The organism is Bacteroides caccae (genome assembly GCF_002222615.2).
Taxonomy (GTDB): Bacteria; Bacteroidota; Bacteroidia; order Bacteroidales; family Bacteroidaceae; genus Bacteroides; species Bacteroides caccae.
Genome location: NZ_CP022412.2, coordinates 1,611,261 through 1,637,223, shown reverse-complemented (window position 1 = coordinate 1,637,223; position 25,963 = coordinate 1,611,261). Strand labels below are relative to the sequence as shown.

23 protein-coding genes and 1 pseudogene are annotated in these 25,963 nt (G+C 42.3%); 8 read left to right on the top strand and 16 right to left on the bottom strand.

All coding sequences use genetic code 11. From position 1 onward, the window contains the following. Window positions 1-35: 35 nt before the first annotated feature. Window positions 36-1,697 carry an NAD(P)/FAD-dependent oxidoreductase gene (locus CGC64_RS06520; protein ID WP_005677092.1) on the top strand — a complete coding sequence of 554 codons (1,662 nt, stop codon included), beginning with the start codon at window positions 36-38 and terminating at the stop codon, window positions 1,695-1,697. Between the two features lie 6 nt (window positions 1,698-1,703). Continuing rightward, entirely contained in the window at window positions 1,704-2,306 is a 603-nt protein-coding gene (locus CGC64_RS06515; protein ID WP_005677091.1) for a response regulator transcription factor, read from the top strand. A 19-nt stretch (window positions 2,307-2,325) separates the two neighbouring features. Here the strand turns inward: CGC64_RS06515 and CGC64_RS06510 are convergent, their stop codons facing one another. Beyond that, complete coding sequence (locus CGC64_RS06510; protein WP_005677090.1) at window positions 2,326-3,660, bottom strand: WD40-like domain containing protein; 1,335 nt, start codon at window positions 3,658-3,660, stop codon at window positions 2,326-2,328. Window positions 3,661-3,849: 189 nt separating this feature from the next. Between CGC64_RS06510 and CGC64_RS06505 the strand changes: the two genes are divergently transcribed. Continuing rightward, the gene (locus tag CGC64_RS06505) at window positions 3,850-6,228 is read left to right on the top strand and encodes a TonB-dependent receptor (RefSeq protein WP_005677089.1); all 2,379 of its coding nucleotides are present in this window, start codon (window positions 3,850-3,852) and stop codon (window positions 6,226-6,228) included. A 111-nt stretch (window positions 6,229-6,339) separates the two neighbouring features. Here CGC64_RS06505 and glmM read toward each other — a convergent pair whose 3' ends face one another. The 5 genes from glmM to rpe form a co-directional block, all read right to left on the bottom strand. Further along, on the bottom strand, window positions 6,340-7,731 hold the full coding sequence (gene glmM, locus CGC64_RS06500) for a phosphoglucosamine mutase (RefSeq protein ID WP_005677088.1): 1,392 nt from the start codon (window positions 7,729-7,731) through the stop codon (window positions 6,340-6,342). Window positions 7,732-7,767: 36 nt separating this feature from the next. Further along, on the bottom strand, window positions 7,768-8,421 hold the full coding sequence (locus CGC64_RS06495) for a DUF4827 domain-containing protein (protein ID WP_005677087.1): 654 nt from the start codon (window positions 8,419-8,421) through the stop codon (window positions 7,768-7,770). Between the two features lie 118 nt (window positions 8,422-8,539). After that, window positions 8,540-9,577: a DHH family phosphoesterase gene (locus CGC64_RS06490; protein ID WP_005677086.1), complete on the bottom strand. Its 1,038-nt coding sequence runs from the start codon at window positions 9,575-9,577 to the stop codon at window positions 8,540-8,542. A 46-nt stretch (window positions 9,578-9,623) separates the two neighbouring features. Next, window positions 9,624-11,753, bottom strand: coding sequence for a ComEC/Rec2 family competence protein (locus tag CGC64_RS06485; RefSeq protein WP_032837524.1), 2,130 nt, complete (start codon window positions 11,751-11,753; stop codon window positions 9,624-9,626). Window positions 11,754-11,756: 3 nt separating this feature from the next. Further along, window positions 11,757-12,407 (bottom strand): ribulose-phosphate 3-epimerase, encoded by a 651-nt coding sequence (gene rpe / locus CGC64_RS06480; RefSeq protein ID WP_005677081.1) that lies wholly within the window; start codon window positions 12,405-12,407, stop codon window positions 11,757-11,759. A 278-nt stretch (window positions 12,408-12,685) separates the two neighbouring features. Here rpe and CGC64_RS06475 point away from each other — a divergent pair, with 278 nt between their 5' ends. From CGC64_RS06475 to CGC64_RS06465, 3 genes are read left to right on the top strand one after another with little or no spacing between them, the layout of a single operon-like run. Then, window positions 12,686-13,426, top strand: a complete 741-nt coding sequence (locus CGC64_RS06475) for a TIGR04255 family protein (RefSeq protein ID WP_005677080.1) — start codon at window positions 12,686-12,688, stop codon at window positions 13,424-13,426. A gap of 1 nt (window position 13,427) precedes the next feature. Then, window positions 13,428-13,991: a hypothetical protein gene (locus CGC64_RS06470; protein WP_005677079.1), complete on the top strand. Its 564-nt coding sequence runs from the start codon at window positions 13,428-13,430 to the stop codon at window positions 13,989-13,991. Further along, window positions 13,975-14,601: a hypothetical protein gene (locus CGC64_RS06465; protein ID WP_005677078.1), complete on the top strand. Its 627-nt coding sequence runs from the start codon at window positions 13,975-13,977 to the stop codon at window positions 14,599-14,601. The genes CGC64_RS06470 and CGC64_RS06465 overlap by 17 nt, the downstream gene beginning before the upstream one ends. Window positions 14,602-14,637: 36 nt before the next feature. On the opposite strand, the gene hxsA2 is transcribed toward CGC64_RS06465, so the two are convergent. The 5 genes from hxsA2 to mobV all read right to left on the bottom strand — a co-directional run bounded on the left by hxsA2 (window position 14,638) and on the right by mobV (window position 19,119). Further along, the gene (gene hxsA2, locus CGC64_RS06460; protein WP_081447299.1) at window positions 14,638-14,895 is read right to left on the bottom strand and encodes a His-Xaa-Ser repeat protein HxsA2; all 258 of its coding nucleotides are present in this window, start codon (window positions 14,893-14,895) and stop codon (window positions 14,638-14,640) included. A 36-nt stretch (window positions 14,896-14,931) separates the two neighbouring features. Further along, window positions 14,932-16,074 (bottom strand): His-Xaa-Ser system radical SAM maturase HxsC, encoded by a 1,143-nt coding sequence (gene hxsC, locus CGC64_RS06455; protein WP_005677077.1) that lies wholly within the window; start codon window positions 16,072-16,074, stop codon window positions 14,932-14,934. A gap of 7 nt (window positions 16,075-16,081) precedes the next feature. Next, window positions 16,082-17,506, bottom strand: a complete 1,425-nt coding sequence (gene hxsB / locus CGC64_RS06450; protein ID WP_005677076.1) for a His-Xaa-Ser system radical SAM maturase HxsB — start codon at window positions 17,504-17,506, stop codon at window positions 16,082-16,084. Window positions 17,507-17,512: 6 nt separating this feature from the next. Then, complete coding sequence (gene hxsD, locus CGC64_RS06445; RefSeq protein WP_005677074.1) at window positions 17,513-17,845, bottom strand: His-Xaa-Ser system protein HxsD; 333 nt, start codon at window positions 17,843-17,845, stop codon at window positions 17,513-17,515. Between the two features lie 329 nt (window positions 17,846-18,174). Continuing rightward, window positions 18,175-19,119 carry a MobV family relaxase gene (mobV, locus tag CGC64_RS06440; RefSeq protein ID WP_005677073.1) on the bottom strand — a complete coding sequence of 315 codons (945 nt, stop codon included), beginning with the start codon at window positions 19,117-19,119 and terminating at the stop codon, window positions 18,175-18,177. Between the two features lie 209 nt (window positions 19,120-19,328). Here mobV and CGC64_RS18800 point away from each other — a divergent pair, with 209 nt between their 5' ends. After that, window positions 19,329-19,745 carry a hypothetical protein gene (locus tag CGC64_RS18800; RefSeq protein ID WP_157448285.1) on the top strand — a complete coding sequence of 139 codons (417 nt, stop codon included), beginning with the start codon at window positions 19,329-19,331 and terminating at the stop codon, window positions 19,743-19,745. A gap of 69 nt (window positions 19,746-19,814) precedes the next feature. Here the strand turns inward: CGC64_RS18800 and CGC64_RS19090 are convergent. From CGC64_RS19090 to CGC64_RS06410, 5 genes and pseudogenes are all read right to left on the bottom strand, one after another. Next, window positions 19,815-20,206 (bottom strand): annotated as a pseudogene (locus CGC64_RS19090) (hypothetical protein). Window positions 20,207-20,228: 22 nt separating this feature from the next. Further along, the gene (locus CGC64_RS06425) at window positions 20,229-21,461 is read right to left on the bottom strand and encodes a site-specific integrase (RefSeq protein WP_005677070.1); all 1,233 of its coding nucleotides are present in this window, start codon (window positions 21,459-21,461) and stop codon (window positions 20,229-20,231) included. 320 nt (window positions 21,462-21,781) lie between these two features. After that, complete coding sequence (gene fmt, locus CGC64_RS06420) at window positions 21,782-22,750, bottom strand: methionyl-tRNA formyltransferase (protein WP_005677069.1); 969 nt, start codon at window positions 22,748-22,750, stop codon at window positions 21,782-21,784. Between the two features lie 61 nt (window positions 22,751-22,811). Then, window positions 22,812-24,605 (bottom strand): chloride channel protein, encoded by a 1,794-nt coding sequence (locus CGC64_RS06415; RefSeq protein ID WP_005677068.1) that lies wholly within the window; start codon window positions 24,603-24,605, stop codon window positions 22,812-22,814. Beyond that, window positions 24,606-25,169 (bottom strand): L-threonylcarbamoyladenylate synthase, encoded by a 564-nt coding sequence (locus tag CGC64_RS06410; protein WP_005677067.1) that lies wholly within the window; start codon window positions 25,167-25,169, stop codon window positions 24,606-24,608. A 78-nt stretch (window positions 25,170-25,247) separates the two neighbouring features. On the opposite strand from CGC64_RS06410, the gene CGC64_RS06405 reads away from it, so the two are divergent. Then, window positions 25,248-25,682: an acyl-CoA thioesterase gene (locus tag CGC64_RS06405; protein ID WP_005677066.1), complete on the top strand. Its 435-nt coding sequence runs from the start codon at window positions 25,248-25,250 to the stop codon at window positions 25,680-25,682. The last annotated feature ends 281 nt before the right edge of the window (window positions 25,683-25,963 follow it).

The following is a 25,963-nucleotide window of genomic DNA, read 5'->3' as shown; positions in this document are numbered from 1 at the left end:
CTTATCTTTTTATAATCTAAAGTAACAATAACCAAATGATACAAGAATACCAACTCCGCGTACTTCCCGAAATCGCAGCGAACGAACAACGGCTGAAAGAATATCTCTCTGAAGAGAAAGGACTAAATTTACGCAATATCAATGCTACCCGCATCTTAAAGCGAAGCATTGACGCTCGTCAGCGAACGATTTTCGTCAATCTGAAAATACGGGCCTACATCAACGAAATGCCTGAAGAAGATGAATACGAGCATACGGTATATAATAGTGTGGAAGGAAAACCACAAGTAATTGTGGTTGGTGCAGGTCCCGGCGGATTGTTCGCCGCTCTGCGCCTTATCGAACTCGGATTACGCCCGGTGATTGTAGAACGCGGAAAAGATGTGCGTGAACGGAAAAAGGACCTGGCGCAAATCAGTAGAGAACATACGGTAAATCCGGAATCCAATTATAGTTTCGGAGAAGGGGGTGCAGGAGCTTATTCGGACGGGAAACTTTATACCCGCAGTAAGAAAAGAGGAAATGTAGACAAGATATTCAATGTATTCTGCCAGCATGGAGCTTCTACGGCTATACTGGCTGATGCACATCCGCATATCGGAACGGACAAGTTGCCGCGTGTCATTGAAAATATGCGGAATACGATTCTCGAATGTGGCGGAGAAGTACATTTCCGGACAAGAATGGATGCGTTGATTATTGAGAATAACGAGATCAAAGGCATTGAGACAAATACAGGAAAGACTTTTCTAGGTCCTGTGATACTTGCAACCGGGCATTCGGCAAGGGATGTTTATCGTTGGCTCGCAGCTAATAATGTAACGATTGAGGCAAAAGGTATCGCTGTAGGTGTCCGTTTGGAACACCCGGCAACACTGATCGACCAGATACAATATCATAATAAAAACGGAAGGGGAAAATATCTCCCTGCTGCAGAATATAGTTTCGTCACCCAAGTTGAAGGCAGAGGCGTGTATAGTTTCTGTATGTGTCCCGGCGGCTTTATCGTCCCTGCAGCCAGCGGACCGGAGCAAGTGGTAGTGAACGGTATGTCACCTTCGAATCGTGGCTCGCGCTGGAGTAATTCGGGAATGGTGGTAGAGATACAGCCGGAAGATTTCATAAATGAAGAGTTGAGAATGGAAAGTGGAGAGTTAGCTGCGCAACAAAATGAACAACTACTCGCTCTTAACCCTTCTCTCAGTAGCTCTCAACTTTCGATGTTCAATACCCAACTTCTCCCCCTGCACTTTCAGGAAGAATTGGAACGTCAATGTTGGTTGCAAGGCAGCAGACGTCAGACAGCTCCAGCACAGCGTATGCTGGATTTCACCCGCAAGAAGCTAAGTTATGACTTACCGGAATCCTCATATAGTCCGGGGTTGATTTCTTCTCCGCTTCACTTCTGGATGCCGGAGTTTATCAGCAAGAGATTATCACTCGGCTTTCAACAATTCGGACGCAGCAGTCATGGCTTCTTGACCAACGAAGCCGTTATGATTGGGGTAGAAACACGTACCTCTTCCCCTGTCCGCATCATACGAGATAAAGAGACGCTTCAACACGTAACCGTCCGCGGACTATTCCCTTGCGGAGAGGGTGCGGGCTATGCCGGAGGAATCGTTTCTGCCGGAGTAGACGGAGAACGGTGTGCGGAAGCAGTAGCCAACTATCTGAATCAATCATCCGAACAATAGAAAAGAATGAACTACAAACCTGAAATAGCAATTATTGAGCCGAATACTCTCTGTAGCCTGGGACTCAAATCCATATTGGAAGAGATCATCCCTATGGCAACGATCCGTACCTTCCATAACTTCAATGAGTTAATGGATGATACGCCGGATATGTACGCCCATTATTTTATCTCCGCACAAATCTATGTGGAGCATAACGCTTTCTTCCTTCCCCGGAAGCGAAAAACGATTGTCCTTGCCAGTGACAGCCCGCAATTCCAACTTTCCGGTGTTCCGGTACTCAATATTTATGAGTCGGAAGAAAAACTGGTAAAGAATATCCTGAAACTTCATCAACATGCTCATCACAACGGATATCCCGTGAAGGATATGCCTCCGATGATTCCTGCAGAACATCCTCAGGTACTTTTATCTGCTCGCGAAATTGAAGTACTCGTGCTGATTACCAAAGGGTTAATCAACAAAGAAATAGCAGATAAACTGAATATCAGCCTGACTACCGTTATCACTCACAGGAAAAACATAACAGAGAAATTAGGTATTAAATCGGTATCCGGTCTGACTATTTATGCCGTAATGAACGGATATATAGAAGCAGACCGGATATAAGTGTTTTTACTATTGACTATCAATTAGCCCATACTACTGAGTTATATGGCATATCAGAAAGATCGGTGTAATCTGTCCACTCTTTGCTGTTCCAATCAAAATCAGAAGTGGTGCGCCCTTTTTCTTTATCGGAAAAGAGCACGGTGATTGTACCGATACGGTCAAGTCTGTTAGTTATTGAAACAACTTTCTTATCGGACAATTGAGCAAACGGTTCTTGTAACTGTAACTTGCTGCTCTCCTTATCTGGTTCAAGAAGACGGAAACTGCTGCCACGATTGTCACCTGATGAGTAATAAATCATGTAACCGACCTTCTTTTGGTATAATAAGGAAGGACTACCGCTATCGGGAAGTGCCATTCCGAAATAAAACGGAATAATGGCATCTGCTTCAATCCCTTCAAGTACATAAAAGCCATTTCTATAATTATACAACATGGGAACCCATTTCCCGTTTCCTTTCCTTGCCGACAATAAAATAATCTCATTACCTTGCATAAACACACCCGGATAATCCCCGAATTGTTCAGGAGTAAATCCTTCCGGAAGTTCAAATTGAGGTTCCGGCATAGGAAAATTACTCCGCGTCTTAGTTGCATAATTACTTTGTTCCAAACCTGCGGAAACATTATATAATGAATATCCTTTACCTCTCTGTTGAATGGCCGCAATATCATTTCCGCTGCCAATAACCAATGCCAGTGTATTATAATCGTAGAAACTTAAAGCTTTCCACTCGCCTGTACAGAAATCAAGGAAGAAGGGTTGCTGCACACCATTTTCTTCTGCCAGCCCGCACAGCCCATAAGTCTTTTGAAGATTGACAACCGAACGGAAGTCCGGATGTGCACTCATATCCCACGTTTTTTTACCAGTGACGGTTTCTTCAGCATACGCCCGCTCTATTGTCTTGTCGGTCTCATTTATTCCATACAGTCTGAAATCTTTAGGCGTTTGTCCATCTGCAAGTAGTACTTTTCCCAACGACATTCTCTCACTTGCCCTGTTCAGGAATATCTCAACACGTGATTCCGGCTTGCGATAAGGCATTCGGATACTCATTCCATTCGAATGCCTCTCTACAATCTCCGCACCGACAGGTCCAAGATACCCTTCCGGGAACAAAGGTTCTCCAAGATCCCAGCGAAAGTCAAAGTCCACCTGGTCGCCTTCCTGAAAACCATCACCATAAATATGAACGATATCTCCCGGTTTAACCGTTTGGTTAGCTTCCGTCACCCCTGCATTAGTCACCAATATCTTTTTTGACGGACCGTCCTTTTCATCGCTGCAAGAGGTCAACGAAAAGCAGAGAAGTGTTATAGCCCAAGCGAATAGTTTATTCTTTGTCATAATCCGTTTCTATTTAGTTCTGTTGTCGGGCAAAGATATGATATTATCAGGCAAATAAAGAATATTTCCGACAAAATCTTCCGGATATTCATAGCATATTTTGTTTTTCTATACTGCATAATCCTAATAAATGAGGATTGCCTGTCAACGATATTTGCCGTTACTTTGCACCGGACAAATTAACTACAGATGAAGACAAAGAATATTATGATTGCCCTCACGCTCCTAACGACAGGGACAGCATGGGCGGAAGATTTCCCGAAAGACTCACTGAAAGTGGTAGATATCGAAGAAGTGGTAGTAATCGCTACTCCGAAAGAGAACCGTAAACTACGTGAGTTGCCGGTAGCTACCACATTATTATCTCAAAAAGATATGCAAGCAAATCAGGTACACTCCGTGAAAAACCTGACAGGCATCGTTCCTAACCTGTTCATCCCGGACTATGGTTCTAAACTTACTACCTCTATTTATATCCGCGGAATCGGTTCACGTATCAACACCCCCTCCGTAGGGCTTTATGTAGACAATATCCCTTATATAGATAAGTCCGCTTTCGACTTCAACTACGCTGATATCGAACGTATCGACATTCTTCGTGGTCCGCAAGGTACTCTTTACGGCCGTAATACAATGGGCGGACTAATCAAGATACATACCAAATCTCCTTTCACTTATCAAGGGACTGATATCCGAATGGGAGCCGCCACCTACAACGACTATAATGTTTCACTGACACATTATCATCGTATCTCCGACCGTTTTGCTTTCTCCACCGGAGGTTTCTATGAACATACAGGAGGTTTCTTTGAGAATGCAGCACGCAACAATGAGAGAATAGATAAAAGCAACGCCGGAGGCGGACGCTTCCGCGGTATTTATCTGCCGACACCGAATCTGAAAGTCGATATGACATTGAGCTACGAATATAGTGACCAGGGGGGATATCCTTATAAATATACAGGTGTTACAGAAGGAGAAGAAACTCGCCCCGAATATATCGGAAAAATCGCCAACAACGAACGCAGTAGCTATCGTCGCGGATTATTAAACTCCGGAGTTAATATAGAATATCAAGCCAGGACATTTATTTTAAATGCGGTCACAGGCTACCAAAACCTGAATGACCGTATGTTTCTCGATCAGGACTTTACAGAAAAAGACATTTATACTCTGGAACAGAAACAAAGAGCAAATACAATTTCTGAAGAGATCGTATTCAAATCAAAGCCGGAGAAGCGTTGGCAATGGGCAACCGGAGTTTCCGGATTCTATCAGTGGTTACATACAAGCGGTCCGGTAGATTTCAGGCAAGAAGGCGTAAAAACTGTAATTGAAAGTAATGTAAACAAAATATTTGAAGGGCTTGCTGGTCCCAAGATGCGCATGACAGCCAATAATTCCATATTGGGAGTTGGCGGTAGTTTTGACACTCCGATATTAAATGGAGCTGTTTTTCATCAGTCAACATTCAATAATCTGTTTATCAAAGGACTATCTGCCACAATCGGTCTACGTTTAGACTACGAGAAAATTAAGATGGAGTATAATTCTATCAGCAACCCTCTAAACTTTGACTTCTCTTTAGCAATGGGACCTATGAATATTACCAGTAAAGGTTTGGAAGCTATAAGCTCATTCATTGGCAAGGAATCCACCGACTACGTACAATTACTTCCTAAATTCGCTCTCCAGTATGAATGGGAAAAAGGAAACAGTATTTATGCAACTGTATCCAAGGGATATCGTTCGGGAGGCTACAATATTCAGATGTTTTCTGATTTAGCACAAGGAGCTTTAAAAAATTCAATGTTGGATGCATTAGCTGCCGACCCGAACTTTTCTTTAATGGCGGAGAGAATATTAGGAATGAAAGATGAACTGCCGGAGGTGAAAGCAACGACTCAATACAAGCCCGAATATTCCTGGAACTATGAAATAGGTTCTCACCTGACTTTGTGGGAAGGTAAACTTTGGGCTGACCTTGCCGCCTTCTACATGGATACACGCGATCAACAAATTTCTCAAATGGCAGAAAGTGGTTTGGGACGTGTCACAATCAATGCAGGAAAAAGCAGAAGTTATGGTGTCGAAGCTGCCCTACGTACCAGCCTGACAAATGAGTTGAGTCTAAATGCAAGCTACGGATATACGTATGCCACCTTTACAGATTATGTAACAAAGCAAAAAGACAGTGAGGGTAATCTTACGGATAAGTCATATAACGGCAAGTATGTACCCTTCGTCCCCAAGCATACATTAAATATCGGCGGAGAATACGCTATTACTTGTAATCCCCGTTCTATCTTTGACCGCGTAGTGTTCCAAGCAAACTATAACGCTGCCGGACGAATCTATTGGACTGAGCAAAATAACGTCAGCCAATCCTTCTACGGTACTCTCAACTGGCGCACAAACTTAGAAATAGGTGATGCAATGATTAGTTTTTGGGCACGTAACTTCTTGAATAAAGATTATGCAGCCTTCTACTTTGAAACGATGAACAAAGGGTTCATGCAACAAGGACGTCCGATGCAATTTGGGATAGATCTTCGCTGCCGATTCTAAGGAACTATAAGGAGGGCGGAGATCCCCGCTCTTACAATAATTTACTTCGAATAAAAAAAGGAAGAACTGATTAAGTTCCTCCTTTTTTATTTATCCAATATCAATGAAGCGTTATTTCTTCGCTAACTCATTAATTACGTCCATAATCTTCTGACCGATTTCTTCTGCAGCTTCCATTGTAGAAGCTTCGCTATATACGCGAATAATCGGTTCCGTATTACTTTTACGCAAATGTACCCATTTGTCTGCAAAGTCAATCTTCACACCGTCGATATCGTTGATTTCCTCATTCTTATAGATTTCCTTTACCTTAGCAAGGATAGCGTCTACATCAATTTCCGGAGTCAGGTCGACACGGTTCTTGGCAATGAAGTAAGGAGGATAAGTAGCACGGAGTTCGCTGACTTTCTTTCCTTCATGAGCCAAATGGCTAAGGAACAATGCGATACCAACCAATGCATCACGACCGTAGTGGCTGGCCGGATAGATTACTCCACCGTTTCCTTCACCACCGATAACAGCATTGGTTGCCTTCATCTTTGTTACTACGTTTACTTCGCCTACGGCAGAAGCATTATATTCCATACCATACTTACGAGTCACATCACGCAAAGCACGGGTAGAACTCAAGTTAGAAACAGTGTTACCCGGAGTATGTTTCAGTACATAATCGGCAACAGTAACCAATGTATATTCTTCACCATACATTACACCGTCCTCGCAAATCATAGCCAAACGGTCAACGTCCGGGTCTACTACAAAAGCTACATCAGCTTTTCCACCTTTCATCAGGTTCATGATGTCACCCAAGTTCTTTTCAAGTGGTTCCGGGTTGTGCTGGAAGTTTCCGGTAGGCTCGCAGTAGAGTTTTTCTACATGTTTCACGCCCAGACGCTCAAGCAATTCAGGAAGAATAATACCGCCTACCGAATTCACACAGTCGATAGCTACACGGAAACCGGCTTTCTTAATGGCTTCTACATCCACTAAGTCAAGAGCCAGCACGCTATCAATATGCTTCTGATTATAGGTCAGGTCTTTACGATAAGAACCCAGATGATCTACATCTGCATAGTCAAATTCCTCAGCTTCAGCAATACGAAGAACTTCGTTACCTTCGGCTGCATTCAGAAATTCACCATGTTCATTCAGTAATTTTAATGCGTTCCACTGTTTCGGATTGTGAGAGGCTGTCAGGATAATACCTCCACACGCGCCTTCCATTGTTACAGCCAATTCGGTAGTCGGAGTAGAAGCCAGATCGATGTCTACAACATCCCAGCCCATTCCCATTAGGGTACCGACTACTACGTTCTTTACCATTTCACCGGAGATGCGGGCGTCACGTCCCACAACAATCTTATTGCTTTTTACTTTGCAAGTCTTACGTATTAAAGTAGCATAAGCCGAAGTGAATTTTACGATGTCGAGCGGATTCAATCCTTCGCCCGCTCCTCCGCCGATTGTTCCGCGGATTCCAGAGATAGATTTGATTAGAGTCATAGGTTTTAACTAATAGATTTATTTAATGTTAGTGCTTTAACTTTTTGCTTTTTCAAACTTCCAGATATCATAATAATATGGAATCACATTCTGTTGCGAAATACTATGCCCCATTTTTGAAGGAATAATCAAACGTACATGAGCATTATCCCGCAAGTATGGCAATGCTAACAGCCATCCACCGGGAATAGCTGTTCCGTACGAATTTGCTGTCCACAAATAATCATAATCAAGAGGAGTGCTTAAAACAATTCCATAAGCTGATGAATTTTCGTTGACATAACGGAATGTAAGGGGAGATCTATAATAATCAGAAGCATTAATATATTCAGGAAGGACAACATTGAAACAAGTCAACTCATTACTCGCTATATTCTTTTCCAGATAGCGGGCACAAATCACATTATTATTAGCAAAAGTATCTTCCGGATCATCCGCATTTCCACGATCTACAATCTGCATATAGACGCCATTTGAGAAAGCAACATATTCATTTCTTGACAGATCGGTAATTGTATCCCGTTCGAACTCCTCTAAGGAGATCACATTAATTGCACTATCTTTGATGAACTTATTCACCGCATTCTTTTCATCCTCCAGCATTTCTGCATAAGTCTTAGAATTGTCGCATGCCTGGAACAGACTTCCGGCTGCTATCACAGAGAGAAATAAAAATATAAGTTTCTTCATTATCTGTTAATTAGCTATATTCCGCACAAATGTATCTCAAAATCATTAAAAGTTGAAAGAGGAATGTTGAAAGTTCGTATCTTTTAACCTTTCAATATTCACTTTTAACCTTCCGCACTCAGCTTTTTGCTGTGAGTAAAGGTTTATATTTCTCCAGTGCTTTCTCAAAGACAGCTTTGGCCTCCTCCATTGTTCCGAAAAACTCACCGCCCGAGGCATTGAGATGTCCGCCTCCGTGGAAAAATTCGGCAGCCAACTGATTGCATGGGAAGCTCCCTACCGAACGAAGGGAAATTTTAATCATCGGCTTCTCCGTATCCTCACGCAGGAAGCAGGAGAAACAAACGTTTTTAATAGTAAGAGGGATATTCACAAACCCTTCGCTATCACCTTTTATATAATTAAACTTACTCTGTTCGGCTTTTGTCAATGTGATTAAGGCTGCATTGTAGTCCGAATAAACAGTCATATTAGACAACACATACCCCATTAGACGCAAACGGCTTTCCGAGTACGTATTATATACTTTACGATAGATATCATCCTTATCAATCCCTTTGGAAAGAAGTTCGCTGATGATAAAATAGATTTCCCGATTGTTGGAGTTGTAGGTGAATCCGCCTGTATCCGTCATCATACCTGTGTAGATACATTCGGCTCCTTCTTTAGAGATGTCGCTAAAATAGCCCATACGGCAGATCAACCGAAAGATCAATTCGGAAGTAGAAGAAATCTTCGGGTAAGACATCGTAATCTTACAGAATTCTTCCGGGTAAAGATGATGATCGATCATTATTTTACGTGCGGGAGAAGCTGCTATCGCATCCGCCATATCATCAATACGTTTCAATGCATTGAAATCCAGACAGCAGATTACGTCTGCTTCGGCTATCAACTTATCCGCAAATTCTTTGTAACGGTCGTACAAGAGAATGTCTTTGCTGCCCGGCATCCACCGAAGGAAATCGGGGAAAGCATTGGGAACGATTACGTTTACTGTCTTTTCCTGTGAATCAAAAAAATGGTATAATCCTAGTGAAGAACCGATAGCATCACCATCAGGAGATACATGAGATACAATTACTATTTTGTCAGCCCGTTCAAACCATTTGGTAAAATGATCTATTTTGGCTTGTTCAATTACTTTCGTCAACATACTATAATACTTTATCAAGATGCAAATGTACGATAAATCTTTGTACTCAGAGCAAAAACCGCACAGAACCTTTTTCGGATAAAGAGATAAAACGCAAACCAGACTGTTTACATTCCTCTTCAAAGAGTTGCTTGCGATGTTCCGAAAGGGATGCATCTAATATAATGCACTCCGGAGCAAAGAGCAACCTGAGTTCTTTCAAATGACCGTTATAGCCTTTGCATAAGTAAAGATAATCAATATATAACGGAGTAGCGGCAGATTTGTTCCGCCAGCGATGATCGGTCACCATACAAATGCGTCGTCCATGGTAAGACAGTATTTGTTCCCGGCAGCAGAGCGCGGTATCTTGATAATCGGCTGTCACCTCTAACGGCGACAATAATTGGTGATGATTCCAATAATTTGTTGCAACACGATACAACTGCCTTTTATCAGAAAGACTATCTCCATAAACTATCCGTGAATTCCCATTATTGTCTATACAATGAACTGCCGGACAACCGCGAACATTATAGAAAACAATACTATCCAGAGGACGGTCCACCCAGGACATAGACACATGATAGACACCTAACAATAATATTGAAAAGAGACAGATCAGAAGATTCTTTAATCCCCGGTTTGCGAAATAGTAAAACACCAGACCGCCGGAGAGGTAAAGGCCGAGCACTTCCAACTGATATAGCCATATTCCGTCAATAGAAGCATAAGGAAGCTGTTCTACCCAATGAATGAAAGTATTAAGTGCATCCAGAAGAAACTTGACGCCCTCTGCTATAAAATTTTGTATCCAGTGTAGCGGAGTCAGGAGAAGCATAACAACGGCAGAATACAAAATGATGGTAACCAGAGGAATGACTACTAAATTAGTAAACAGAAAATGAGTTGAAAAACGGGAGAAATAAAACATAACAAGAGGAGCAGTGCCTAGCTGTGCCGCAATAGATACGCTCATTAGTCCCCAGAAATATCTCCCGATCCTACTCTTTACCGGAAGTAACCGATAAATAGGTTTATATGTCAGTAGAATAGAAGCAACAGCCAAGAAGGATAGTTGAAAGCCGACATCAAACAGCCATACCGGATTACAAAGTAACATAACCCATGCAGTCGCCGCCAACGTATTCAAAGATAAAGCCTGACGATTAAAAATATCCGCCACTGCCCAGATCGAAAACATACAAGCCGAACGGACTACCGATGGTGAAAGTCCGGTAAAAAAAGCGAAAGCCCAAAGAAGGATAAGAAGAAATACAGCCCGCAAACATCTGCCTGCGTTCCCTCTCTTCGCAACAGGACTCAATATAAAAAAGAGCAAGGCATACAACAGCCCGATATGCAACCCGGACAATGCAAGCACATGACTGGCACCGGCTACCGAATAACTTTCACGAACAGAGTCACTTAGTTCGGTTTTATCTCCTACAGTCAAAGCAGAAAGTACAGCCAGTCCGTCACCTTCAAAACCAAGTTGGCGATAAAGAGAAAGTATTCTGTCGCGACAAGAACCGGCTACCTCCAGAAGAGTGCTCTTCCGAGCAATATTTCCGTTACCGGAAGATAACATTTCTGAAGATGCCAGCATCCATTTTCCGGACACGACATATCCTGTTCCACTGATTCCCTTCCGCATCAGATAACGGGCATAGTCGAACTCATCGAAATTCTGTCCATTTACAGGCGGAGAAATACGAGCAGACACCCATAATTCATCTCCCCGCTTTAATCCGGCAGCCGCCGAATCCCGTTGCAGATATAGAATAGCCTTACAATCATCTATCGAATGAATAGCTGTCGAATCACGCTGTTCTTTCAACAATACCCGGCAAAGAAAAGTATGTTCCTTAGTTTCGGGAGTATCCGTCACCCACCCCCGATAAACCGTTTCCTCTTTCGGGAAAGTATACCCCGTTGCATGTTGTAGCTGCCAGGTTATTCCCACCCAGCCACCTGTAAAACAAAGAGCAAGAATCGCAATTCCGAAGCACCAACGCAGAGAATAGCGTCCAAGGAAATAACAACCTATAGAGAGACCGGCTAAAAAACAAAAGGCAAGGATTCCCCAAAAGAGCTCCGGCGAACCGTTGAAGAAACGATCACCACAAAAAACGCCTGCTATCCAAGGGATAACCAGGCGTATATAAGGATATCTATGAAGATATGATACCACAATTCTCTACAACTCGTGTAACCGGTGAATCATTGCTTCCGGATCCGGTGCTCCAAAGACTGCATTACCAGCTACCAAAGCATCTGCACCCGCCTCAACGAGACGTGCACCCGTTTCCAGATTCACACCACCGTCCACTTCAATCAAAGCCTTCGAGCCAGTCTGTTCAATCAAAGCACGTAGTTCACGGACTTTTTCTACGGAATGTTCAATGAACTTCTGCCCACCAAATCCGGGATTCACGCTCATGACAAGCACCATATATACATCTCGGATAATGTCCTGCAACAAAGCTACGGGAGTTGCCGGATTAATCGTCACGGCAGGTTGCATCCCTGCCTCTCTAATCTGTTGTACCACCCGATGCAAATGAGGGCAAGCCTCATAATGCACATTCATCGTATGCGCTCCCAATGCTTTTACTTCCGGGATAAACTTCTCCGGATTAACAATCATCAGATGCACATCCAACGGTTTCTTACTCAGCTTTGCCACATATTTCAGTACCGGAAAGCCGAATGAGATGTTAGGGACAAATACCCCGTCCATAATATCAATATGTACCCATTCCGCCTCACTGCGGTTTACCATTTCAATATCTTTCGCCAAATATCCGAAATCAGCGGAAAGAATGGAAGGAGCGATAATTGGTTTCATAATTCTTTTATTTTAGATTTTCAACGGTTTGATACAACCATTTGAGGAATAAACATTTAGCGGAGTATTTGAGAAATAACAGTAACGAATTGGCAACCGTGCGATTTTCAGCAATTTGCGGTGTTATGCTGTCAAATAACCCTTTCGGTTGCAAAGATACATCTTTTATGGTTAAATAAAAACAAGTCACAGTAATTTTCGAGGTAAGTATAATAGAAGTAATTTAAAAATCACTACCTTTGCACTTGAAATAGCCGTATATCATTAAAACAAAGGATATGAATCTGCCAAAAAAAATAAATCCAGATAATCTCATTGAGACTATCATCGAAATCCGAATGAATCCGATATGTCCTCCTGAATTATGGGCGGGAATGATTTCTGCACGTATACAAGAATTGGGATACAATTACATACCAGCTCCACAAGTAAGTGTTCGGTTAGATAAAAATGGGAAAATGGCAGTTTCTGTGGAGAGAGGTAAAGAGAATATCACATATGGCATTTTTATAAAAGAACACATTCGTTTTGTAATGCAGGGTAACAGCCTGTCCTTTAATTGTAATATGGGACATTATGTAGGATGGAACATTTACCAAAAAGAAATCAAGGATATCATTACAGCAATGCAAGAATGTAAAATTGCCAAAGATTTTAATCGTGTTCAAATACGTTATATTAGCGAATATCAAGATATTGATATTATAGATTATATTAACGGGAATATTTGTATTGGAGATGAAACGAATCGATTTAGAAGTCAGGAAATAAAGCTTAATCGCATAGATGGAAATACAAAGATTTTTGTGTCATTAGTAAATAAAACAAAAAGAAGGACTCCTAAGGGTGAAGAGTATTCTGCCTCTTTGTTTGATGTAAATATATATGAGAGTTTTGAAAGCTCAGATTCTATAGAAATGGTTATATCCTTATTGGATAAAATTCATATGGTTGAAAAGGAAACTTTCTTTGGTCTTTTGAAGAAAGATTTTATTCAATCTTTAAATCCTGAATATTAAGATGATTGCAAATGCGCCATACATAGAGTCTTGTGTGTATGATTATTTTAGCACGCCTATTATAAATGAATATATTATCAATACAAGCAAAAATGAGGATTGTATTGATGATAATACACTCTTTTTTTTGAATGCCTATAAAGATAGGGAGTATCAAACATCTTCGACTGAAGAAATCATTGACAAAGAACAAAGCATAAGTAGGCAAATTGGTGATATAACAAAAGTTCAAACTTTTATAAAAAACGCACCAAAAGTATTCGCATCCTCTTCTGAGCAATTTGTAATTACAGCCTTTGAAGAAATGCGAAATGGACTTATGCAATTGTCATTAGATTTATTGTTTACAGACATTTCACAAGAAGAGGAATGTTTATTTATGTATGGACAAAGAAAAGACGTAAAAATATTTTTTAATTTGTTTTTTGAAGAAAATGACGTTGAAACATTGGTTAATATATCTACTCCAAACGGTAAATATGTCATTGAAGACAATATTGAAAATAGTATTCAACGCGTATTCAAAATATTTCAGGCGGAGGGACTATATGGAAATCTATCCTAAGCATATTTTACCATATCCCCAATATCATTTTATAGAACAAAGCAAATTACTTACTCAATCAGGTCTTGTTCTTATTCGTCATATAGAAAGTGATAAAGTACAATGGATTGATAACTCTAATGTATTACATCCTGATTGTATTCAAATTCAAAGTGACCATCTTCGTGATTTGTCAAATAACCTTTTAGGAGTATTTAAAGTAGATGATATTTTTTACGGAATAAGCAAAGAATATAGACATTCCTATTGTGAGTTGTGGAAAGAAGATACAATGGGATTAATACCAGCTGACAATGAGTGTTTTAAAGATGAAAATAGAGGTTTCTATTTCATTCCAATAGATAATTTATTAAAGTGCGATTTGCCTGAAGTTGGAGAACAAAAATGTCATTTTATGATATTTCATACTCCAACAAAATGTAACTTTTGGCATATTTCCATTAGACTATTAAATAGCGAAAATAAAGAGATTAGTTCTTTAGATTTAAATGATAAGAAGAAAAAAAGGATATGGAAAAGTGCTAGAGACTTTTTGATTGCAGATATAATATCAAGAGAATTAAAGCCATATACTGCAATTCCAGACTATTTATATTTAAAATCATCCTAAAAAGGAGGAATTCCTCCTTTTTAGGATGTAAAGTTCTTATCTACTCGAATAGTGTGAACTATGAGAGCGATGAGAACTGTGTGAACTATGCGAGCTATGGCTGCTGTGAGAACTGTGACTGGCGAGTAGCTTAAACTCGGCAGAGGACTGCTCCAGCACCAATGATTGTTCCTGCTGTTGCTCAATTTGAGTGTCGCTGTTAGTTACCTTAGCAACAATCTTCTCGCTAACAAAGGAACAATAGCTTGCACCTGCAAGAATTGCAGAGACCGCAAAGAACAAGAGTTTCTTCATTGATACCTCCTTTTTTAAAATTAGACAATAAGTTACTTAACACGATATATCAGATGATATATGTTCTATTTTCTTAATATGCGAACTATGAGCCTGTCTGTTTGATTCAAAGAATCCTGTACACTGACCTTTCAATATGCACCCCTCACATTCGGGAATATATATGTCTTTCCAATCCGAAATAGATTGCTGGGCATAACAGCGAATGTCTTCGGGTAATACACATAATTGTGCGTTGTAGATATAAGGTTTCATTCCTCTGTCTGCAAGCAATAGTACAGCTTCCCGTAGTTCTCTGTTATAATCGTAAGGGTCAATCCATAATTCATCAAAGTTTTCTTTCGCCAATCCTGTTGTTTCCATTTGCATAAAAGCGATTTGGGCTACAAAAGGAAAGTTGTGATAGATAAAGTCAGCAAATTGAGGAAGACGTTTATAAGTCTGTTTGTGAACGACAATCCGAAGCCCTATCCGTTGGCGAAATAATGCAAGATTGTATAATCCTTGCACTGTTTTATAAAAAGTCTTGGCACCTACGATACGATTATGCTCTTCTGCAATATCAGAGAATAGTGGTATGTCTATCTGCAAATCTTGGTGTCTGCATTTAGCCAATTTCATGGCATATTCTTTATCTGCAAACTTTACACCGTTAGACAAAATGCTGATAGCAGTTTGGGGTAACACCTTTTTTATATGATTTATCAATGTAAAAAGATTGTCACCAATAAGCGTAGGTTCTCCTCCTGTTATGCCAATCTCTTGTGTGCTCTTATCGAACAATGAGATTAGTTTCTGGTTGAAAGGTGTTTTGTCTTTCTCTTGCAGTATAGGGGGCTGTGGGCACATGATGCAGCGGTGGTTACAACGTTCTGTTGCCATCAGTGCATTGTGATTGGAGTTTATTTCATACACAAATATGATTTCTCCTTGTTTGTTGATAACGACCACATCCCCTTCATAAAAGTCTTCAATGCTATCTACTATGCAATAGGGGGTTTCTTTACTCGTGAAAGTTGTACTTTCTGTGATGGTTGCCAAATAACCAAATGCTGGTTTGGTAGCATCCTTACAAACTAATATATCGTTGGAACGCCTAAACAAATTACCTTTACCAAAGGTGATACGCCCAACTATATCGTCTTCGATGTTGTATGAAGTTCCTAAAATCTGTTTCATGACGCAATCAATTTAACCAAGACCAAAATATTCTGTTTATCTCCGGGTCGTGTTTCTGCAATAGCTCAAACAAATAGTGTATGATGGCTTTCGTCTTTTTGCACATTTCATTTGTCGGTCTGAAGCCTATCATGTCACCTTGCTCAGACATATTGCGAACTGGGTCAGCACCGCAATAGGGCTGAAACACACATTCGGCACAGACAGGCAAACATTCGTTGCAAGCAGAGGCTATGATATGATGAAGTAATTCGCCATTGAACATTTCCTGATAGCTGTTTTCGTTTACATTGCCCAACCGAAAATAGTAGTTCTTGAAACGTGCCATCATACGGGCTTCATCCGAAACATACACATTACCATCATAATCGTAGATTGCCCCAGCGATACCCACTCCGGCAGGCGACTGTAAATCAACGAAACCAGTAGCAAAAGGAGTTAGCATACGTTTCAACAACAAGGCTGCAAAACCTTCCACAAAGAAAGTTCCTTGTTTGTTCAATTCTATGATATAATCCAAGCCTTCTTTATAGTTGGCGATGAACTCTTCAACCGGATAGGCTATTTTCTCTTTATATTGTTTGGCAAAGCCGTAGGGATTGAGCGAACGTAAGAAGATGTTGTTAAAGCCCAAACGTATGTATTCATCGATAATATCCTTGAAACGTCCCAAGCTATGTTTAGAAGTGGTCATTAACGCCGAAACGCAATCACCGTCACCCCATATTTGCCGTATCATGGCAAGATTCTTTTCAAAGATGACATGATGATCCAGTTCTTTGTTTTGCAGTGGACGGTTCATATCGTGCAAATCCTTAGGACCATCCAGCGAAGTGGAAATCATACATTTATGTTTCTTTAAGTATTTTACCATGTCTTCATTAAGCAACGTAAGGTTGGTACAAATAACGAAATCCAACTCTCGTCTCTTAAACAAGTTTTGCCATTCAGCTTCTTCGATAATATACTTCACCATATCGAAATCCGTTGAAGGGTCGCCTCCTTGAAACTCTATCTTGATGAAAGGCGATGGCGACTGAAAAATGGTTTTCACTACGTTCTTTGCCGTCTTTTTTGTCATGTCGGCAGAGTGGTCATCCATGTTCTTACGGGCAACTTGGCAATATATACAACTGGAATTACAGCGCAATGTAGGCACAATCATGTGCAGCGAGGTAAAATCACGTAAAATGCTTTTCTTGGTGCGGAACTTAGTGGCAAGCATCCGCACCACATCTTCCGTCTTGTCTGTTGTGGCAATCTGTTTGGAAGCGAGGTCGTAAAATAACTCACTATGTTCGTCTAACTTCCCATCAACAAAGCATTGAAAATCTTCGTTTGACAGAAAAATATATTCTCCTACTTCATTTGTAAGGAGATATTTGTTTTCATCGAATCGTTCGAAGCGGAACGGCAGTAATTGATAAGCCATAATTCGTTATTTAGAAGTTACAGGTTTGAACGCTTCTTGAACTATCATGTCACGAATATGTCCGAACTGTGCATTCGTATTATATCGAATCTGTTGGTCTATCAATTCATTGCAGAATTGTTTAGGCACATCTTCGGTCACCTTATTATTGTCTTTCGACTCAAAAATAACATTCACAAGCGTCTGATTATTAGCATCCGTTTGCTGATGTATATAGAATAGGTGAGAAAACTTGTAGATAGCCGCTGTCAAAACCTCCTTAACATACAGGCTCATATCTACTGAAACTTGAAACTTATCCTCCGCAAGCTCTACGACTGGAAACTTCATTACTGCCATAATTGTATATATGTCTTTGGCAGCCCTTCAAAGACCTTTATTGATGCACGAAGCGTGAACTGCAATGCTACCACGTCTAAGTTGGAGGTCGTAGGAAAAACCTTTAGTACGGATATGGTAATAGCAGCCCACGCTATAGCGTGAGAACCACTATGCCTTCTCTCGTACTAAGTCCGAAATTTCCTACGTTTCCAACTTACAAGATAAGCATAACGCTTCTTCTTTTTTCGTATGTCTTGGAAAGAGTTGCCTCAATCCAAATACAAAAGTATAAAATATCCGTGATATAACGCTCATAAAACACCAAATATCACGGATTTTGCCTTGATTTATAGTTTAAGTCGGCTTTGTTTTGGATTTTGCCGAACATTGAACCCCTGTTTTAGCTTCCCAAACTGCTCCCTGAACCAATCCCCAATTGGTTTCAAGTCAATCGTAAGGACGAACTTCCCTTTGTCGGTGAACACTTTGGCTTTGACATCCTTTGCCATGAATTTCCGTTTGTATTCTTCCGAATATAGTTCACCGCTATATTCAAGCGGCTTGCCCATCATCAGCACTGCCGTCTGTTCTTGACTGAAACCTCCGGCAAGGCACACCCTTTCGAGATTGAGTATACCCTTGATTTGCGGAAACCATTTCAAGGTCTTGTTCAACAAGGCGGTAAGCCTTGATAGCTCTTTCTTGTGTTCGGTCTGCATGGTCTGTATCTTGGCTTGTGCATAGCTGTCCTGATAGGATTTGAGCTTGGCACGTGTCATAATATCATCGGCACACAGTCGGGCGGCATCGGTCGGCTTCTTGCGGTATCGCTTCTTTACCTGCTGCTCTTTCTTCTTGCGCTTGCGTTCCTCTCTGACTATTGGAACGAGTGTTGCGTGGATATGAGGTGTCTGCTCATCCATATGCAGGACTACCGACACGATGTTCTCCCTGCCGAATGTATCAGAGAGGTATCTCAAATTATCCTCGCACCATTTATCAAGTCTGCCCTCTTGGGTGATACGTTCCATATCCTCGTGCGTTCCCGTAAGCAGGACACGGATTGCCCTCACTTGGTTGTTGCCGATTTTGCGTGTCAGTCCTGCGGTGTCCAATCGGTGCTGTATGGCTTGTGTCCTGTTCTCCACTCCGTCAGGAAACTTTATCAGTTCCCGATTGAGATGAGTCCGGCTCGCATCGGCATTTTTCGGATGGATAGTTCGTTCTATGTGTGCGGACATGGCGGCATCCGTTCCGCCTGTCTTCTCCATATGTAATACTGCATAGCCCATATATAACTTTCCTTTCTTCTTGAATTGTGAAACAATAATGATTATTCTGTACGGCTCTTGCCGTTGGTCTTTGGGAGAGTCCAGAGAGGTGCAACCTCTTTGGCTTATTGGGGAATTTTCAGCGTTGCTTGCAATGCGGCTCGGAAAATTCCCTAATAAACTATGGTATTTTCTTGCGGAAATACCTCCATGCGTTATCGGTATGCCGATTGAACCCGCTTGCGGGCTTTGCAGTCTGCACTCACTATATCCACTTTGCTCACTTTACCGAGTGTGCCGGACATCTCGAACGGCGGTTGCTATTTCTATGCTTGCCCAACCCAAACTCTCCATATATTATTTTTCCTTTCGGTCGGTGGGTGGCGGGGCGGTCGTTTCCGTTTGCAAAGGCTTCTCTTGCATGGGGCAGTCGGAAGCAAGGTTTTCCCGATAAATACGCTCGCAGCGAAGCGAGAGGAAGATTTGTCGGGAAACGGCATAGCCGCCTGACCTTGAAGCCGACATCAAGCCCCGTGCTTAATTTGCCTTTGAAAACGGGAATGATTGCTCCGCTTTGCCTGCGGCAAGGGAATTATCATCTGTATTTTCCGCCAAATAGCGTAAATTTTGTCGTATTGGTTTATTGATTTCAATACGTCAGTCCGTCAGACATATCAACTTGTTTGCATGGTGATATGCTTGCTTGTTGATATTCATCACGCTTGCCAACGGCTGTCGGATTTCCTCTCCGTGAACAGCGAAACGAAGACTGCCGTTTTCTCTTTTCTCCCGTGCATTATTCTATCCAATAAGGCTTGGCGTATCTGTTCCGCTCCGTATGTGCCGAGGTGGAAAGCGAGAGCGGTTATCGTTTCGAGGTTGTAAACATCCATGCTGCTTTTGTCCGATATTCGGATAGTTCGTCTTATCCGTATTTCTTCAAAACTCCGCTTTTGCAGAGAGCCTTTATAGCAGTCCTAAATGTCAGGGCGGTTATCCCGAACAGATTGCAGAGTTCCCACTCGGTCATGGCGGTTGCGCCTATATCGGTCGGTATGGTAACTTTTCCGTACTCGTCTATCGTGATTATATCCCTTTCTCTTTTCATCGGTGTTTCGTTTTTAGTGTTGTTAAATGGCACTGCAAATGTTCTTCTCCATATCCTCCAACTTATGCGACAGGGCTTCCATGTCCTGACTAATCTTCTGGGAGGTGATTTTGGCGTATATCTGCGTGGTTTTGATATTGGTATGTCCCAGCAGACGGCTGACGGTTTCAATGGGTACTCCGTTGGACAAAAGTACGGTCGTGGCGTTCGTATGTCTCGCAACGTGTGTGCTTAGACGTGTCTTGAAGCCGCATTGTCTGCCGATTTCTTTCAGTATCTTGTTGCAGGTGGTATTGCTCGGCATGGGGAACACTTTGTTATCCCTCGCCAAGCCCCTGTATTTCTCTATTATCTTTCTGGGAACGTCCAACAGGCGGATATTGGATTCGGTGTTGGTCTTCTTCCTTCGGGTGATTATCCACAGGTTGCCGTCAAAGAATGTTTGCAGGTTGTCGGTGGTCAGATTCTTCACATCGGAATATGCCAACCCCGTGAAAACGGAAAAGACAAACATATCCCTGACAAGTTCATGATAGGCGTTCTTCATCGGTGCGTCCATAAGCGTCTGTATTTCCGATTTGGTCAGATACCCTCTGTCCACGCTTTCGGGAGAGTTGATATATCCCGCAAATGGATTGAACGGCAACCGTCCGTCATTCCTTGCGATGGCAACGATGTGTTTCAACACAATCATATAACCCCATACGGTATTGGTGCGGCATCTCTTCTCAGTGCGTAGGAAATACTCGAAATCGTTGATGAATGTGAGGTTTAACTCTTTCAGTGGAATATCTTCACGTTTGTAGGTATATGGGATAAACTCATGGAGATGCTTGCAGACGGTTATGTAACGCTGGAATGTCCCCTTTGCCCTGCTGTGTCCCACTTTCTTGGCGAACTTGGCGTTGTGCCGGTCGAAGAGTTTCAACAGGGTTTCCTGCTTGACCCCTATACCGAGATAGGCATCTTTCAGCTTGGCTGCTGTAACATATCCGCCCGTCTGCATCAGTTCATGATAGCGGCGGTTTATTTCCACTCGGATTTTATCCACCGCACGGTTGATTCTCTGCGCTTCGACACTCTTGCCGGAAGCTCGGTTGTTCTTCACGTCCCACAGCCGCAATGGAACGTCCATCTTGCAACTGAACTGTTTGATTTCACCGTCCACCGTGATACGGCACATCAAAGGCAGGTTGCCGTTAGGCTTTTCGCTGCCTTTCTTCACATAGAACAATACTTTGAATGTACTTCTCATAACTCACTCCTTTTTTTGGTTACAAAACTATATTACAGTGAGTTACCGACAGCTATGCAAAATTACGCAAACCGCAGAATAAGAACCGCTTAACAAGAAATATGCACTATATCATGCGGTAATGAGGTGGTAACTGAACTCTTGCACAGTTCGGTTTCGATACGGTTTCAGATGGCTTCACTCCAAAAGAAAAACAAAGCGTAACGAACACTTTCTCAGCCAATTCGCTACGCTTTGCTCAAAAATCAAATTCCGTTATGTGTTTATTTTAGATTCGGTTTGTCTCGAACTCGAGACGGTTCATGTTATCTATTATCAGGTCAGTTCATTTTATATTCGTTCGTCAGACGGAATCCACGAAGCAATTCATCCGTTTTCAGACGTTTCTTGCCGGGAAGTTGCAAAGAAAGGACAGACACGAACCCATCGGGCACAGCCACCTTTATATATTTCTTCCCATCCGTCACAATCGTTCCGGCAGACAATTGATGCGCTTCACTAACTTTTTCGCTTTCGAAAATCTTCACGACCACCACTTCTCCTTCAGGACTGACCAATTCACTCCAGGCAGCCGGATAAGGAGAGAGTCCGCGAATAAAATCATAGACTTTCTTCACCGGTTGATTCCAGTCGATCCGGCAAGTCTCTTTGAATATCTTCGGAGCAGGACGAAGCTCACCGACAATCGCCATTTCTTCCTGCGGAACCGGTTTTACCACACCGTTCAGAATGGCGTCCACCGTCTCAACGACCAGCTTTCCGCCCAACATCATCAGTTTATCATGCACAATCTCTACATTATCCGTATCGGCAATAGGTACACGTACCTGCTGAATGACTTCTCCCGTATCTATCTCATGCTTCAGGAAGAAAGTAGTGATACCCGTTTCCGTATCTCCATTAATTACCGCCCAATTGATAGGAGCGGCCCCCCGGTATTGAGGAAGCAAAGAAGCATGGAGATTGAAAGTTCCCAACCGCGGCATACTCCACACCACTTCCGGTAACATACGGAAAGCAACCACAATCTGCAAATCCGCTTTCCATTCACGCAACGCCTGTACAAACGCCTCATCTTTCAACTTCTCCGGTTGGAGTAACGGCAAATTCTGTTCGAGCGCATATTGTTTAACGGGAGAATATTGAATCTTATGTCCGCGTCCGGCCGGCTTATCGGGCATCGTTATCACGCCCACAACGTTATATCCGCCTTCTACCAACTGACGCAAGGCCTCCACCGCAAAATCGGGAGTACCCATATATACTATTCTTAAATCTTCTTTCTTCATAATCTAATCACTTTTATCTACATAGAACCCAGGCCCCGGTACCTTGTCGGACGGCGGGTGGTTAGTCTTCTGAAAAATGTACTAATACCTGCCGGTATGAGTTAAATATCTTCGATTTAGAGACAAATCCCTGATAACGTCCTTCCTCATCCACCACGGGAAGATTCCAGGCTTTGGTATCATCGAAAGTCTGCATCACCTGTTCCATTCCGTCCGAATCGAATATCTTGGCTGGGGCGGATGTCATTAATTTATTAACAGTAAAACGATGATAAAGTTCCTGACGGAACATGATGTTCCGGATATCGTCGAGCAGTACAACTCCCAACAGTTCGCCAGTCTTCTTATCCGTCACGGGAAACACATTCCGGTGGGAAGCGGCGATAGCCTTCACCAGTTCGCCTAAATCCATTTCAGGATGAACCACTACGAAATCCTTCTCCACGACATTCTCCATTTTCATCAATGTCAATACCGCTTTATCCTTATGATGCGTAAGCAGTTGTCCTTTCTTTGCCAGACGCATCGAATAGATACTATGAGGCTCAAACGCTATAATCGTGAGATAAGAACTGACAGACACAATCATCAACGGAAGGAACAAGTCGTATCCTCCGGTCAGTTCAGCAATCAGGAAGACACCCGTCAACGGAGCGTGCATCACTCCGCTCATCACTCCCGCCATTCCCATTAAAGCGAAATTCTTTTCGGGCAGATAAGCTGAGAAAGCAAGATCATTGCTGAAATGCGAGAATACAAATCCGGCAATACATCCCAGATAAAGTGAAGGAGCAAATATACCACCACATCCACCACCACCGTTCGTCGCACTGGAAGCAAATACCTTCAATAAGATAATCAACATCAAATAGACCAATAACAGATTGCCGTAGCCGTAGAACATGGAGTTGTTCATCACCGTATCCCACTCCGCCGCAGACGTTCCGTTCAGCAACAGGTTGATTGTATCGTAACCTTCACCATAGAGAGGTGGAAAAAGGAAAATCAGCACACTCAGCATAACACCGCCGAAAGCCAGTTTCTTATAAGGATTGTTGAGCTTACCGAAAACTCCTTCTACCGAGTTCATAGCACGTGTGAAGTACAGCGAAATCAGACCGCAGAAAATCCCCAGCAGGATAACGAAAGGAATACGTTCCAGTTCGAATGCCTGGTCGAGATGAAACTTGAACATGGCTTCCGTGCCGGTAGTGATATACGAAACGGTTGCCGCCGTCACTGCAGAAATCAGCAACGGGAGTAAAGAAGACATAGTCAGATCTATCATCAGGACTTCCAGCGTAAACACCAGTCCGGCGATCGGAGCCTTAAAGATTCCGGCAATCGCACCTGCCGCGCCACATCCTACCAGCAACATCAACGTCCGGTGCTCCATTTTGAACACACTGCCCAAATTGGAACCGATCGCCGACCCCGTCAGCACAATCGGCGCCTCCGCCCCTACCGATCCGCCGAATCCGATCGTAATGGCACTGGCAATGGTAGACGACCAAATGTTATGCCGCTTGATGCGTCCCTGCCTACGGGAGATAGCATACAGAATCTTGGTGACCCCATGGCTGATGTCATCCTTCACAATGTTACGCACAAACCAGCCTGCAAGAAAAATTCCGACTACCGGATACACCAGATACAAATAGTTGGCTTCCGTCGCATTGAAATTATCTGTTAAGAAGTTCTGTATCTGGTGAATGAAGAACTTCAATAGTAAAGCGGCAAACGCAGTGAAAATCCCCACCAGAAAACTCAATATCAGGATAAACTGTTTCTCCTTGATATTATTTTCCCGCCACTTGATGCAACGCTGCAATAAACTAAGTTTTTCCTCTTTCATTTATTCGCGAATTATCTTAATCACTCCACCTTTGTCCAGTTTTATAATACTTGAGGGTTTCGGTCTGCTCATATCGTCCTGACGATAGCCGACGATATAGTCTACTGCCGATTTGATCTCGTCACTGATTTCACTAAAGTTGGCAGCTCCCGGCTGGCCGCTTACATTGGCTGATGTAGACACGATTGCCTTGCGGAACTGCTGGCAAAGACGTTTGGAAAACGCTTCATTCGTCACACGGATTCCCACGCTTCCGTCTTCCGCAAGCAGGTTCGGAGCCAAATTGCGTGCACCGGAATAGATAATCGTCAATGGTTTATCGGCAACTTCTATCAAATCCCATGCCACATCAGGAACATCCTGTACATAAAAATCCACCTTGACAGACGAATCAACCAGCACCAGCATAGCTTTGCTATCGGCACGTTTCTTAATCTCATATACCCGACGTACAGCTTCTTCGTTAGTCGCGTCACAGCCTATGCCCCAAACGGTATCGGTAGGATAAAGGATGACACCTCCTTCATTCATCACCTGACAGGCTTTTTTAATATCTTCTATCATTTCTTGAGTAATTTCAGTTGAGAATAACACGCAAAAGTACTACTTTTGCGTCGAATTCAAAAAGATTAAGTGAAAACAATGGAAGAAATCGTATTTCACCACACGCTACCTATTCAGTTGCGCTTCAATGACGTAGATAAATTCGGTCACGTCAACAACACTGTTTATTTTTCTTTTTACGATTTGGGCAAGACTGAATACTTCGCTTCCGTATGTCCCGGAGTCGACTGGGAGAAGACCGGCATTGTCGTTGTCCATATCGAAGCAGATTTCGTCAAACAGATCTTCGCATCAGACCATATCGCCGTACAGACTGCCGTTTCCGAAGTAGGAACGAAAAGCTTTCATCTGCTCCAACGGGTGATCGACACAAAGACGAACGAGATAAAATGTATCTGCAAATCAATCATGGTGACTTTCGACCTGGAGAGACATGAGTCCATGCCTCTGACGGAGGAATGGATAGAAGCGATCTGCAAGTATGAAGGCAGGGATTTAAGAAAGAAGAAATAAAAACATATACCTCTCAATATCAAACCAGCTCTTTCCAATATGATAAGGTTGGAAAGAGCTGGTTTGATATAAGTCATATATATATCTGCACTCCAACAGGATCAGAATCTTTATTTATCATAAGAGTATAGCAAAGTTGCTGTCTGTTTATTACAAACTTCCGCCCATCCAGTGACAAAGTTATCGTTGCCTAACATCAATCTATAAACGCAAGCTTTGATTATAAAAATGAAAGTTTCGTTTTTATAAATGAAAGTTTCGTTTATAAAAACGGAACTTGC